The organism is Plantactinospora sp. CNZ321 (assembly GCF_004217235.1).
In genome coordinates this window covers 3,650,825-3,665,274 of sequence record NZ_SHKQ01000001.1, presented here as the reverse complement: position 1 = coordinate 3,665,274, position 14,450 = coordinate 3,650,825, and the positions used below count along the sequence as shown (strand labels likewise).

The following is a 14,450-nucleotide window of genomic DNA, read 5'->3' as shown; positions in this document are numbered from 1 at the left end:
AGGTTTTCTGCGAACCTGCCCAGGGAAGCAACGCCCTGGCAGGAGGGATTCCCTGACCCGGGGAACGGCACCTCCGGGAGAGGAGATCCCGGTATGGGACAGCAGACGGTCACCACAGGGCGGCCCCGAGGGCGTCGCGCCTCGGGTCCGAAGCCCGCCACCCGGACCCGGCGCTGGCTGCGCGACAACGGACTGGCCGTGACGATGTTCGCCGCGTTCCTGCTCTTCCTCGCGCTGCAGAGCCTCTTCGGCTGGCAGACCCGCAACGACGAACTGGTCCAGGCCGGGGTGCGCCCGGAGGGCTTTCTCGACTACCTCGGTACGGGACACTTCGCCGAGGCGGTGTTCGAGAACTGGGAGTCGGAGTTCCTCCAGATGGGTGCGTACGTGCTGCTCACGGTCTATCTCGTCCAGCGCGGCTCGGCCGAGTCCAGGCCCGATCCGGACCACGACCGGCCAGGTGACAACCCGACCAGGGCGAAGTCCAACTCCCCCTGGCCGGTACGTACCGGTGGCCTGCTGCTGGCGCTGTACCGCAACAGCCTCGCCATCGCGCTCTTCCTGCTGTTCGGTGCCTCGTTCGTTCTGCACCTGCTCGGTGGCACCGCCGAATACAACGAACAACAGGCGTTGGCAACCGGAGCGCCGCCGATCTCGGCATGGGAGTTCCTCCGCAGCAGCGAATTCTGGTTCCAGTCGATGCAGAACTGGCAGAGCGAATTCCTCGCCGTCGGCACACTGATCGTGCTCAGCATCTTCCTACGCCAGCACGGGTCACCGGAGTCCAAGCCGGTCAGCACCCCGCACCACGAGACCGGGGCGTGACACCGCCCGCACCCGGGTAGCCCCGGCCGGCCGCATCAGGAGCGAGGACAGCCAAAAGGGTTTGTCGGGTTCCTACAAACCGGGCCGCGTACTGTTCGGCGCGTACAACATGGCGCCATCCGGCCCCAGGCAGAAGGGTGATCACTGTCGGGGGAAGCCGTCCCGCGGCGACGTCGTGGTGGGTCTACCAGAGGGGTCGGTCGGGTGTTCAGCCGTATCGCCATCGTCAACCGTGGTGAGGCCGCGATGCGGCTCATCCACGCGGTCCGAGAGTTGGCTGCGGAGACCGGGAAGCGGATCGAGACCGTCGCCCTCTACACCGACGTCGACCGCACCGCCACGTTCGTACGTGAGGCCGACTTCGGCCACTACCTCGGCCCCGCGTCCCAGCGTCCGTACCTCGACATGGCGGCGCTGGAGCGCGCGCTCCTGCGGTCGGGCGCCGACGCCGCATGGGTCGGTTGGGGCTTCGTCGCCGAGGATCCGGCGTTCGCGGAGCTGTGCGAGAAGCTCGGTGTCACCTTCGTCGGGCCGAGCCCGGACGCCATGCGCCAACTGGGCGACAAGATCGGCGCCAAGCTGATCGCCGAGGAGGTCGGGGTGCCGGTCGCCCCGTGGAGTCGCGGTGCGGTCGAGACCCTGGACGCCGCTCTGGCGGCGGCAACCGAGATCGGCTACCCGCTGATGCTGAAGGCGACCGCCGGCGGCGGCGGGCGCGGCATCCGGGTGATCACGAACGATTCCGAACTCGCCGACGCTTTCGAGCGGACCCGCCAGGAGGCGGCGCGGGCGTTCGGCAGCGGGGTCGTGTTCCTGGAGCGCCTGGTCACCGGTGCCCGGCATGTCGAGGTCCAGGTGATCGCCGACGGTCAGGGCACCGCATGGGCGCTCGGCGTACGCGACTGTTCGGTGCAGCGGCGCAACCAGAAGGTGGTCGAGGAGTCGGCGTCGCCGGTACTCAGCCCGGCGCAGGCCGCCGAGCTGAAGTCCTCGGCCGAGCGGCTGGCCGTCGCGGTCGGTTACCGGGGCGCGGCAACCGTCGAGTTCCTCTACCACCCCGGCGACCGGATGTTCGCCTTCCTCGAGGTCAACACCCGGCTGCAGGTCGAGCATCCGATCACCGAGGCGACCACCGGGTTCGACCTGGTCAAGGCGCAGCTGCACGTGGCCCTGGGCGGACGCCTCGACGGCACGCCGCCGGTGGAGCGCGGGCACGCCATCGAGGCCCGACTGAACGCCGAGGACCCGGATCGTGACTTCGCGCCGTCGCCGGGCCGGATCGTGCGGCTGGATCTGCCCGCCGGGCCGGGCATCCGGGTGGACACCGGCGTCAGCGAGGGCGACACCATCCCGGCCGACTTCGACTCGATGATTGCGAAGATCATCGCCTACGGCCGGGACCGCGACGAGGCGCTGGGCAGGCTGCGGCGTGCGCTTGCGGAGACGACGGTGATCATCGAGGGTGGCGCGACGAACAAGAGCTTCGTGCTCGACCTGCTCGACCAGCCCGAGGTGATCGACGCGAGCGCGGACACCGGCTGGATCGACCGGGTCCGGAGTACCGGAAGGCTGGTCGCGCACCGACACTCCGCCGTGGCGCTGGCGGCGGCCGCGATCGAGACGTACGAGGAGGAGGAACGCGTCGAGCGGCGGCGGCTGCTCGCGACGGCCTCCGGCGGACGCCCCCAGGTGCAGCACTCCAGCGGCCGACCGTTGGACCTCAAGCTGCGCGGGGTGGGCTACCGGCTACGCGTGGCGCGGATCAGCCCGCACCGGTTCCGGGTCGGCATCGAGCTGGGCGACGAGGTCCGCACCGCCGACGTCGAACTCGATCGCTTCGACCGGCACAGCGGACAGATCGTCGTCAACGGCGCCCGGTACCGCCTGCTCACCGGGACACACGGACCGACCCACCTGGTCGAGGTGGACGGTGTGACGCACCGGGTCAGCCGGGACGAGGGCGGTGTGCTCCGCTCCCCCATGCCCGCGCTGGTCGTCGCCACGCCGCTGCCGCTCGGCGCCGAGGTCGAGGCGGGCGCGCCGGTGCTGGTGCTGGAAGCGATGAAGATGGAGACGGTGCTGCGAGCGCCGTTCAAGGCACGGCTGAAGGAATGCGCCGTCTCGGTCGGCAGCCAGGTGCAGGCCGGCGCACCGCTGCTGCGGCTGGAACCGCTCGGTGACGGGGCCGTCGACACCCCGGCCGCCACCACCGTCGAGCTGGATCTGCCGGCCGCGCCAGCGGAGATCCCGGTCCGGCGACGTACCCGACGCGGCCAGGAGGACCTGCGCGGCCTGCTGCTCGGCTTCGACGTCGACCCGCACGACGACCGCCGGGTACTCGACGACTACCTCGTCACGCGGCAGGCGACGATCGCGGAGGGCCAACGGCCGCTGGCCGAGGAACTCGACCTCGTCGACGTCTTCGCCAACCTCGCCGAGCTGAGCCGCAACCGGCCCACCGGCGAGGACGGCGGCGGCGAGGCCCATGTGCACAGCGCCCGCGAGTACTTCCACACCTATCTGCAGAGCCTCGACGTCGAGCGGGCCGGACTGCCGACCGGCTTCCAGGCCAAGCTCGCCCGGGCGCTCGGACACTACGGCGTCACCGATCTGGAGCGCTCCCCCGCACTCGAAGCGGCCGTGTTCCGGATCTTCCTCGCCCAGCAACGCGCTGCCGCCGACGCCACGGTCGTCGCGGCACTGCTCCGGGCGTGGCTGCGGGAGCCTCCGCCGGACGAGACCCTGCGCGAGCCGGCCGGTCTGGCGCTGGAACGGCTGGTGGCCGCCACCCAGGTCCGCTTCCCGGCCGTCGCCGACCTCGCCCGCGGCGTGGTGTTCGCCTGGTTCGCCCAGCCGCTGCTCCGGCGCAACCGTGCCCTGGTGTACGCCCGGGTCCGCAAACACCTGCGTCACCTCGACGCGCGGCCCGACTCGCCGGACCGCGCCGAGCGGATCGCCGAGATGGTGCGCAGCACCGAGCCCCTGGTCCGGCTGCTCGGCCAGCGACTCCTCCGCGACCACCCCGACAACGCGGTCATGCTGGAGGTGCTGACCCGGCGGTACTACGGCAACAAGGGGCTCACCGGCGTCGCCACCCGGCAGGTCGCGGGCTGCACCTTCGTGGTCGCCCAACGGGCGGACTCGAGTCTGGTCTCCGCCGCGGTCCGCTTCGACGCGCTGGACGGGGCACTGCGCGGGCTCGCCGAGATGGCCAGCGACGAGGACTCCGTCGACGCCGACCTCTACCTCGGCTGGGAGAACCAGCCGGAGGACTTCGACGCGATGGCGGCCGGACTGCTGGAGGTCATCGCCGCGAACCCGCTGCCGCCCCAGGTCCGCCGGCTCACCACCACCGTCGCGGGCCGGCACGGAGCGGTGATGCACCACCACTTCACGTTCCGCCCGACGGGCAGCGGGATGGCCGAGGAGCGGCTGATCCGCGGCCTGCACCCGTACATCGCGCAGCGGATGCAGTTGGAGCGGCTGCACAGGTTCGACCTGACCCGGCTGCCGTCGTTGGACGAGGAGGTCTACCTCTTCCGGTGCGTGGCCCGGGAGAACCCGTCCGACCAGCGCCTCGTGGCGTTCGCGCAGGTGCGCGACCTGACCGAGTTGCGCGAGCAGGACGGCCGGCTGGTCTCGCTGCCGACGACCGAGGGCACCGTCGCCGCCTGTCTGGACTCGATCCGCCGCGCCCAGTCGCGGCGGCCGTCGAAGACGCGCTTCAACACCAACCGGATCGTGATTTACGTCTGGCCGCCGAGCGAACTGACCCGGGCGGAAATGGAGATGATCGCCGGGCGGGTGCGCCCGACGACCGCGGGAGCCGGGCTGGAGGAGATCCTGTTCATCGCGCGGCAGCGCGACCGCAGGAGCGGCGAGCTGACCAAGATCGCCGTGCGGATCTCCTTCGACGCCACCGGCGGCGCCGAACTGACCGTCGGCGAGCCGCCGACCGACCCGGTCGAGCCGCTCGACGACTACCGGCTGAAGGTGCTGCGGGCGAGCAGCCGCAACACGGTGTACCCGTACGAGCTCACCGGCCTGCTCGGCGACTTCGTCGAGTACGACCTCGACGGCGACCACGCGCTCGTGCCGGTCGACCGGCCGAAGGGCCGCAACACCGCCGCGATCGTCGCCGGAGTGGTCAGCACACCGACCGCCCGGCACCCGCAGGGCGTCACCCGGGTCGTACTGCTCGGCGACCCCACCAAGTCACTGGGTGCGCTCTCGGAGCCCGAATGCCGCCGGGTGATCGCCGCGTTGGACCTGGCCGAGCGGATGCGGGTGCCGGTGGAGTGGTACACGCTCTCCTCCGGCGCCCGGATCTCGATGACGTCGGGGACCGAGAACATGGACTGGGTGGCGGCCGCGCTCAAGCGGATCGTCGAGTTCACCCAGCACGGCGGCGAGATCAACATCGTGGTCACGGGCATCAACGTCGGTGCGCAGCCGTACTGGAACGCCGAGGCGACGATGCTCATGCACACCAAGGGCATCCTGGTGATGACGCCCGACTCGGCGATGGTGCTCACCGGCAAGCAGGCGCTCGACTTCTCCGGCGGCGTCTCCGCCGAGGACAACTTCGGCATCGGCGGCTACGACCGGGTGATGGGCCCGAACGGGCAGGCGCAGTACTGGGCTCCGAACCTGACCGCCGCGCGGGACGTGCTGATGTCGCACTACGCGCACACGTACGTCGCACCGGGCGAGGAGGCACCGCGACGCGGCATCACCACCGACCCCATCGACCGGGACATCTCCGACTTCCCGCACGCCATCCCGGGCAGCGACTTCAGCACGGTGGGCGAGATCTTCTCCGCGACGATCAATCCGGATCGCAAGAAGCCGTTCGACATCCGGAGCGTGATGCGGGCGCTGGCCGACCAGGACCACCCGGTGCTGGAACGCTGGGCGGGTATGGCCGACGCGGAGACCTCGGTGGTGCAGGACGTGCATCTCGGCGGCATCCCTGTGTGCCTGCTCGGCATCGAGTCCCGGACGGTCGCACGGCGCGGCTTCCCGCCCACCGACGGTCCGGACGCCTACACCGCCGGCACGCTCTTCCCGGCGTCGTCGAAGAAGGCCGCGCGGGCGATCAACGCGGCCAGCGGTAACCGGCCGCTGGTGGTACTGGCCAACCTGTCGGGCTTCGACGGATCGCCCGAGTCGATGCGGAAGCTGCAACTGGAGTACGGCGCCGAGATCGGCCGTGCCATCGTCAACTTCCGCGGACCCATCGTGTTCTGCGTGATCTCGCGGTATCACGGTGGGGCCTTCGTGGTGTTCTCGAAGGCGCTGAACCCCAACATGACCGTGCTGGCCCTGGAAGGCTCGTTCGCCTCGGTGCTCGGCGGCGCTCCGGCCGCTGCCGTGGTGTTCACCGGCGACGTCGACGCACGCACCGCGGCCGACCCGCGGGTGCGGGACCTGGAGTCCCGGGTCGCGGCCGCCTCCGGCGCCGACCGCGCCGCGTTGACCGCCGAACTCGACGAGTTCCGCGCCTCGGTGCGGGCCGAGAAGCTCGGCGAGGTTGCGGCGGAGTTCGACCGCGTGCACGACATTCGGCGCGCGGTCGAGGTCGGCTCCGTGGACGCCGTCATCCGGGCGGTGGAGCTGCGGCCCCGGGTCATCGAGGCCATCGAGTCGCGTCTGGGCCGGACCGGCCGGGGTGCGGCGACGGCGGCGGCGGTCGGGTGAGCCCCGACGTCCGGAAACGGCACGCCCGGACCTAGTCGCCGGTGGCGTCTCCGCCCGGTGCGCCGGGATTCTTCCCCGGCCCGGCGTCGGCGGGCTTCGGCGAACCCGGGGCGTCGGCCGCCTTCGGCGAACCCGGGGCGTCGGCCGCCTTCGGCGACCCCCGGGCAGCGCGATCGTTCGCCGTCGGGGCACGTCGGGCGAGCAGGAACACGCCGACGATGAGTCCGCCGAGCGCGGCGAGTTCGCCGAACAGGCTCCACGCGTCGGTCCGGATCCGCTCGTCCAGCCAGAGCAGTCCGACCGCCATGGAGACCAGGGGATCGGTGACGGTGAACGTCGCCAGCGCCGGCGCGCCGAGCGGCCCGGCCTGGTACGCGTTCTGGCTCAGCAGGACGCCGATCGGGCCGAGCACCACGATGCCGTACGTCTGCCAGTGCCCCAGCACGGCGACGGGCCCGTCGCCGAAGGCGTGCGCCAGGCTGCTGATCAGGCCGGCGGTGACGCCGTAGCAGGTGCCGGCGGCGACCGCCAGCGGGAGTGGCCGGAACCGGCGGCCCAGCCGGGCGGCGAGCAGCAGGCAGCCGGCGACGATGCCGACGAGTCCGACGGCTAACCAGACACCGTCGCCCATCGCGTCCAGCCCCGGGCTGCGGCTCCCGGTGGGCGCGGCGATCAGCAGAAACGCGGAGAGGCCGGCGAGACAGAGGAACGACTCCAGCAGGATGGGTCCGTCCGGGCGGTGGTGCTCCAGGGCGGCGAGCAGGAGGACGTACCAGAGCAGGCCGGTCACCAGGACCGACTGCACCAGGATCAGCGGTACGAGAGCGAGTGCCGCTGCCTGGAGCACGAAGGCCACCACCGCCAGTGGAATCGACCACCGCCAGTTGCGCCGGTGCCACAGCCGCCACAGCAGCTTCGGTTGAGCCACCCGCTCCTGCGGTACACCCTGGTTCGCCCGGTACTGGAGAACCGACGACGTGCCGAACGCGGCGGCGGCGGCCACCGCGAGCGCCGTGCCGAGCGCCAGCTGCGTGTCCTGGTTCACCGACGGGTAGGTCCGGGCATCGCAACTCCTCGGCCAGGTGTCCGCGCCATGGTCCGGTGTCCGGCCATGCTCCGCGGTGTCCGCTCCGGCATCCGCGCCACGGTCCGGGCCGGCCGACAGGCCGGCGAGTGGTCGGGCCCACCCGGCGCCGGGGCGGACCGCCGGAGGCGTTCCCCGGCGGACCGCCGACAAACCTTCGCCGGAGCGGCACCGGTCGCACCGGTTTACCCGCCCCGGTCGCGGGTAGCCGGCTCGCCGGCGAGGCGTGGGCGGGGCAGAAGCGTGGCGGAACGGACGTGAGCGGGTGGCCGAGGCGAGCGGCGTCGGACGGCGCGGGCCGCGGGGGCGGGTGCCGCTGCTGCTCGCTCTGACGGCCGGCCCCGCCGCGATCGAGGCGGCGGTGCTCGGCTGGACCGCGAACCGGTCCGCGCTCGGGATGGCCCCGCAGGCCGGCGCGGCCAACCCGTTCGGGGTCTTCCACGATCTGCGCTGGGTCTTCGTCTACCACGACTCCTGGCTCTCCTTCACCCTCGCGCTGCTCGCCGCGATCGTGGTCCGGACGCTGTTCACGGTCGCGCTCGTGGTCGTCGCGTGGCCCCCGCAGCGGCCCCGTCCACCCGTACGCCGGCTGGCGCGTACCGGTCTGGCCGTCACCGCGGCGACCGCGGTCGCGCTCGCGCCGTGGACGGCGATCGCCGTGGCGGCCGGCGCCACCGCGCTGTCCTGGTTCTCGGTCGGCACGGTGCTCGCGCTGTTCGTCCTGGCCATGGTGCTGCAGCGGGGACCGATGACCGGAGCGTGGTGGCGGGGGCTACCGCCCCCGGGGGCGGTGCTCTGGGCTGCGGCCACCTTCGGTGCGCTCACCGTGGGGGCCATGGTCGTCGGCCTCGGCCCCGGCTGGGCGGCCGTGCCGTTGGCCGCCGCGGCCGGCGCGGTCAACGCACCGCTGTGGCGGGCGCTCGTCGCCAGCGCGGTACTGGGCCGATCGCGGCTGCCGCGGCTGCCGACGGTACCGGCGGTCGTCGTGGTACTGCTGCTCGCCCTCGCCGGCAGCGGGCTGCTGGCCCGGTCCGGCTCGGGTGCCGCGGCGCGTCCCCCGCCGGCGCTGGTGCAGCGGGACGGCGACCTCGCGCCGGAACAGGCGCTGCTCTACGTCGGCGGCTACGACTCCCGGTACGACGGCACGACCGGCCACCTCCCCGACCCGGCGGGCCGGCCGTCGCTGCCGCTGCACCGGTTCTCCTACGCGGGGCTCGACCGGGAGGGTCGGCCACTGCCCTATTCACCCGCCGACACGCACCAGGCGCTCACCCGCAGCGCGCGACTCCTCGCCGCCCAGGTGATCGAGGTACGTCGGCGGACCGGACGGCCGGTGGCGCTGCTCGCACACAGCCAGGGAACCCTGGTGGTACGCGCCTACCTGGACGACGACCCGCATCCCGACGTCGACGCCGTCGCCCTGCTGAGCCCGCTTCCGCAACCCGCCCGCGTCTACTATCCGGCGGCGGGGGCGCGCACCGGGTGGGGCATCGCGACCGGCTGGCAGCTGCGGATCATCTTCGCGGTGGTCACCAGGACCGGCGGCTCGGACCTCGGCAGCGACACCCCCTTCGCCCGGTCACTGCTGGACGAGGCGCCCCGGTACCGCAACCGGATGCTCGATCCGGTGGCCGGCGTACGGATGATCGCGTTCCTGCCCCTGCTCGACGCCCTCACGAACCCGCCGGGCCCCGAGCCGCGGATCCCGGTCGTCATCGTTCCCGAACGGCACGCCATGGACTACGGCAGGGCGAGGACCCAGCGGCTCCTTGTCGCGTTTCTCCACGGCACCCCACCCGGCCCGGGTGGGGACGGCGGGTACCGGGCGCTGCGCGCCGCCGGTGCCGCCTGGCAGGCGCCGAGCCTGGTTTTCTCGCTCAACCCGGTCTGGCAGACCCATCCGGCCCCGCCGTGACAATCTGAACATGGACGACGGAGACCCCGGCGCGCGCCGGGCGATCCGCGCCGCTGACCCGAACCGGGCCCGGTCGGCCAAGGGCCGCTCGACGAGGAGACGGCATGACTGATGGAGGTGGCAGCGCGCTCCGTCGTGTGGTCAGCCGTGAACCGCCGGACCCGCCCCCGCACCCACCCGTCACGGCGGCGACCCCGCGTCGGGTGCTGGTGGTCTCGGCCGACATCGGCGGTGGGCACGACGCGACCGGCCGGGCGCTGCAGGAGCGGATCCTGGATTTGTGGCCGGGCAGCACGGTGCGGTGGCTGGACACCCTTGACGTGATGGGGCCCGGCGTGGGTGCGGCCTTCCGCCGCGTCTACGTCACCAACGTCGAGCTGACCCCCTGGCTGTACGAGTTCTTCTTCCGCTCCCTGTGGCGGTACCCCTGGCTGGCCCGGGCGTCGAAGGCGTTCACCGGAGCCTGGGCGGGGCGTCGGCTCGGCCCCCGGATCGAGGCGTTCGACCCCGACCTCGTCATCTCCACGTACCCGCTGGGCAGCGCCGGTCTGGCCTGGCTGCGTCGGCACCGCGGGCTCGGGGTGCCGATCGGGGCCTGGGTGTCGGATTTCGCCCCGCACCCGTTCTGGGTCTATCCGCAGCTCGACCTGAACCTGGTGGTGCACCCGCAGGCCGTACCGCTGGCGGACGCCGCCGCACCCGGGGCGCCGATCGCCGTCTGCCCGCCGCCGGTGCTCAAACGCTTCCACCCCGGTGACCGGGCCGCCGCCCGGGAGCTGTTCGGGCTGGACACCTCCCGGTACGTCGTCGTGGTCGCCTGCGGTTCGTTCGGATTCGGGGCGGTCGAGGAGGCGGTCCGGGGGCTGGCCACGCTCGCCGGCCCGGTGCAGGTGGTCGTGGTCTGCGGGCACAACCGGCAGCTCGCCGACCGGCTCACCCGGCTGGGGGCACCGGCGGACCGGCTCAGGGTGCTCGGTTGGGTCGACGACATGCCCGCCCTGCTACGCGCCGCTGACCTGTTGGTGACCAACGCCGGCGGCGCCACCGCGCTGGAGGCGTGGGCGACCGGTACCCCGATGCTGATGTACCGCCCGATCGCCGCGCACGGTGCCGCGAACGCCGCCCTGATGACGGCCTGCGGGCTGACCGATACCTCCCATGACCTGCCTGACCTGCTGCGCCGGGTACGGCTGGCGGCGGCGCGCGGAGCCTCCCCGCGCCCCTACCTGAACGACGGCGATGCGTGCCTGGCCGAGTTCGGCCTGCTCGCCCTGGCCGCCTCGACCCCGGCTCCGCCGCCGGTCCCGGCCCCGCCCGCGCCCACCCCGATGTCGGTGCCCGCCCTGCCCGAGCCGATCTCGGCCGTGCCGGCGTCGATGCCCAGCGTGCCGGCGTCGGTGTCCAGCGTGCCGGCGTCGGTGCCGGCGGTGCTGACGGCACCCGCCACCGGCGCCCACCCCGAAGGCCGCCCAGGCGCCACGGACCCACGGCGGCGCCGACCCCGGCGTGCCCCGAGCTGGCCGCTACGCGCCCAGGACGCCTTCTTCCTGCACGTCCAGTCCCCGACGGTCGCCCAGCAGATCGGCGCGGTGCTCGAACTCGGCCCGTTGCCGGACGGTCGTCCCGTCGAACGCGACGAGATCGTCGACCTGCTGGCCCGGAGGTTGCCCGCGATCACCACACTTCGTCGCCGGCTGTCCGGGCGCGGCCGGTGGCGGCGGCCCGGCTGGGTCGTCGACCCCTGGGTCGATCCCGCGGACCACGTCGACGAGCATCACCTGCCGTCCGGCTCCGCGGAGAGCGCCGCCGACTCGGCGATCGACCTCTTCTGGTCGCAGCCACTGCCGATGCACCGACCGTTGTGGCAGGTGCTGCTGGTCACCGGCCTGGCCGGCGGCCGTACCCGGCTCGCGGTGAAGGTGCACCACAGCCTCGGCGACGGCCTGTCCGTGATCGGTACCGTACAGCGCCTGTTCGATCCGCCCCCCGAACCGAACGGCCATGGCAAACCTCCCGGGCCGGCGCGCCGACCCGCCGTCCGGCCCCGTGGGAAGGCACTTGCCGAGGCGGCCAGGAGCGGCACCCGGCGCACCCTCGGCACGATGCGCGGACTCGCCCGGCTGGCGGTGGCCGGGCGGGCCCCCCGCACCCCCGTCAACCGCCCGCTCCGCACCCCGGGTCGGGTCTTCGTCTCGACCACGCTGCCCAGTGACGAACTGCGTCGGGTGGCGCGACGCAGCGGCGCGCACATCAGCGAGCTGATGTGCGCGCTGGTGGCCGAGGCGCTCGGGAACATCTATCTCCCACCCGCGGCCACCAGCGGCCTGCGCGCCATGTTCGCGGTCTCCCTGGACCCCCGGGACCGCTCGCGGACCCACGGAAACTGGACCGGGGCGATCGCCCTCGACCTGCCGGTCGAGCCGCTGCCGCCGCTCCGGCGTCTGGCCGAGGTACGTGATCGGTTGCGGAGCAGCGTGACCAGCGGGCAACCACTCGCCGCCATCCTCGTGATGAGGGCAATGGGTGTGCTGCCGGCACCGATCCACGGCGCTCTGGCCCGCCGGGTCTACAACCACCGCTTCCTCAACGTGATCGTCTCCTACCTGAGCCAGCGCTCGCCGCATCCGCACCGGCTGGCCGGTGCACCCGTCCGCGCCGTCACGCCGGTCGTCGCACTAGCCGACGGCGTGCCGATCGGCGTCGGCGTGCTGCGCTGGGGTGACACCACGAACGTGGGAATCCTGCTGGACGAGACGCTGGCCCACACCGCGGGCCCGTTCGTGGCCGCGCTGCAGGCCGCGTTCACCGAGATGTCGCGGAGCAGCCCTTCCGACCTGGAACCCGACGCGGAAGGTTGAAATCCGACCTGGAACCCGACGCGGAAGGTTCAACGGGTCAGTGGCCGCGGTACAGCGCCTCGATCTCTGCCGCGTGGTGGCCCTCCACCACGTCGCGTTTGATCTTGAGGGTGGGGGTCAGTTCGCCGTCGGGTTCGGTGAACTCCCGGGGCAGGATACGGAAGCTCTTCACCCGTTCCGCCCTCGACACCGTCTCGTTGGCCCGGTCGACCGCGACCTGGATCTCGCGCCGGAGATTCGGGTCGTCCCGCAGCTCGGCCACGGAACCGTCGGGTCGACCGTGCGCGCCCCGCCACCGCAGCCATGCCTGCGGGTCGATGGTGACGAGCGCGGCGACATAGGGACGGCCGTTGCCGACGAGCATGCACTGGCTGACCAGAGGGTGGTCCCGGACCCGCTCCTCCACGGGTTCGGGCGCGAGGTTCTTCCCGGTGGCGGTGACGATGATCTCCTTCTTGCGTCCGGTGATGCTCAGGTAGCCGTCGTCGTCGACGCTGCCGAGGTCCCCGGTACGGAGCCAGCCGTCGGTGAAGGTGTCGCGGGTCGCGTCGCGGTTGTTCCAGTAGCCGTGGAACACCACCTCGCCGCGGGCGAGCACCTCACCGTCGTCGGCAATCCGGATCTCCACGCCGGGCAGCGGGCGTCCCACCGTGCCGATCCGGGTCGCCGACGGAAGGTTCACCGTCAGCGCGGGCGACGTCTCGGTCAACCCGTACCCCTCCAGCACGGCCACGCCGGCGCCCCGGAAGAAGTGGGCGAGCCTCTCGCCGAGCGGGGCGCCGCCGACGATCGCCATCCGGCAGCGCCCGCCGAGGGTGGCGCGCAGCCTGCGGTACACCAGGACGTCGAACCCGAGGCGGGCCAGCCGCAGCAGCGGTCCCGGGCCGCCGCGCCGGGTCTGCACCGCGCGGCTGTACCGGACGGCGACGATCTCCGCCGCGCCGAACAACCACCCGCGGTGGGTGTCGTCGGCCGCCTGTCGGGCCCGGGTGTACATCTTCTCGAACACCCGGGGCACCGCGAGAATGAACGTCGGACGGTACCGGCGCAGTTGATCGAGCACTCCGGCGCTCTCGGTGCCGTGCACCAGGGTGGCCCGGTTGTGCACCATGCCGACCTGGATCAGCCGGGGGAACGCGTGGGCGAGCGGCAGGAACAGCACGGTCGTCGCGCCGGAATGCAGCAGCTGCGACAGCACCGCGGTCGCGGCGGCGACGTCGCAGGAGATGTTGCCGTGTGTCAGCACGCATCCCTTCGGCCGTCCGGTGGTGCCACTGGTATAGACGATCGTCGCCACATCCGCGGCGGTGACCGCCCGCCGACGTGACTCCACCTCCGCCTCGTCGACGGCGCGGCCGTGCGCGGCCAGCTCGATCAGGTCACCGGAGTCGATCCGCCAGGTCTGCCGCAACGCCGGCAGGTCGGGGCGGAGGCCGGCGAGCATCGCGGCATGCTCGGCGGTCTCCACGACACATCCCACCGCGCCGGAGTCGGACAGTATCCATCCGAGCTGCTCCGGGCTGGAGGTCTCGTAGACGGGGACGGTGATCGCCCCGATCGACCAGAGCGCGTAGTCGACCAGCGTCCACTCGTAACGGGTACGGCTCATCAAGGCGACCCGGTCGCCGGATCCGATCCCGGCCGCGACGAACCCTCGCGCGAGCCCCTGCACCTCGTCCCGGAACTGGCGGCAGGAGACCGGGACGGCCCCGCCGCGCCCTGCGCGCCGCGCCGGCCACGCCCGAGGGTCCGGATCCGGACGCACGAACTGCACGGCCTCCGGATCCTGCCGGGCGTTGTCCCACACCACCTCGGCCAGGCCCGACGGCCGGAGACCGGCGAGCGGCGGAGCCGCGGTCACGTTCCGCACCCGGCCACCTCGCAATCACCCTCGGCGGTCCTGCTCCGGCACCGCGACCAAGGTCTGCTCCGGTCATGATGTCGCACCGACAGCCCGGCCCGACGGCGAATTCCGAAACCGAGCCCGCGCCACGGTCCGCATCCGAGCTGGCGGAGGTGGTGGTGACCTGACACCACGATCCGGCTCGCCGCGATGGTGGCCGCGCGT

At 72.7% G+C, this 14,450-nt stretch carries 6 protein-coding genes; 4 read left to right on the top strand and 2 right to left on the bottom strand.

Annotation, left to right across the window (positions count from 1 at the left end; all coding sequences use genetic code 11):
• Window positions 1-93: 93 nt before the first annotated feature.
• Both EV371_RS16035 and EV371_RS16030 read left to right on the top strand, forming a co-directional pair.
• A complete protein-coding gene (locus tag EV371_RS16035; RefSeq protein WP_349337390.1) occupies window positions 94-825 on the top strand; it encodes a DUF6766 family protein in 732 nt (243 codons plus the stop codon).
• A gap of 204 nt (window positions 826-1,029) precedes the next feature.
• Window positions 1,030-6,525, top strand: coding sequence for an ATP-binding protein (locus tag EV371_RS16030; RefSeq protein ID WP_130462749.1), 5,496 nt, complete (start codon window positions 1,030-1,032; stop codon window positions 6,523-6,525).
• A gap of 31 nt (window positions 6,526-6,556) precedes the next feature.
• On the opposite strand, the gene EV371_RS16025 is transcribed toward EV371_RS16030, so the two are convergent.
• Window positions 6,557-7,570, bottom strand: coding sequence for a DMT family transporter (locus EV371_RS16025; RefSeq protein ID WP_130462748.1), 1,014 nt, complete (start codon window positions 7,568-7,570; stop codon window positions 6,557-6,559).
• A 304-nt stretch (window positions 7,571-7,874) separates the two neighbouring features.
• On the opposite strand from EV371_RS16025, the gene EV371_RS16020 reads away from it, so the two are divergent.
• Both EV371_RS16020 and EV371_RS16015 read left to right on the top strand, forming a co-directional pair.
• Complete coding sequence (locus EV371_RS16020) at window positions 7,875-9,524, top strand: alpha/beta fold hydrolase (RefSeq protein ID WP_130462747.1); 1,650 nt, start codon at window positions 7,875-7,877, stop codon at window positions 9,522-9,524.
• A gap of 104 nt (window positions 9,525-9,628) precedes the next feature.
• Window positions 9,629-12,382, top strand: coding sequence for a wax ester/triacylglycerol synthase domain-containing protein (locus tag EV371_RS16015; protein ID WP_130462746.1), 2,754 nt, complete (start codon window positions 9,629-9,631; stop codon window positions 12,380-12,382).
• A gap of 37 nt (window positions 12,383-12,419) precedes the next feature.
• On the opposite strand, the gene EV371_RS16010 is transcribed toward EV371_RS16015, so the two are convergent.
• Window positions 12,420-14,252: a long-chain fatty acid--CoA ligase gene (locus tag EV371_RS16010; protein WP_130462745.1), complete on the bottom strand. Its 1,833-nt coding sequence runs from the start codon at window positions 14,250-14,252 to the stop codon at window positions 12,420-12,422.
• Window positions 14,253-14,450: the final 198 nt, after the last annotated feature.

What these genes read in the sequence shown, in the direction of transcription:
- EV371_RS16035 (WP_349337390.1), top strand. Translation starts at nt 94, where the DNA reads ATGGGACAGCAGACGGTCACCACAGGGCGGCCCCGAGGGCGTCGCGCC.
- EV371_RS16015 (WP_130462746.1), top strand. Translation starts at nt 9,629, where the DNA reads ATGACTGATGGAGGTGGCAGCGCGCTCCGTCGTGTGGTCAGCCGTGAA.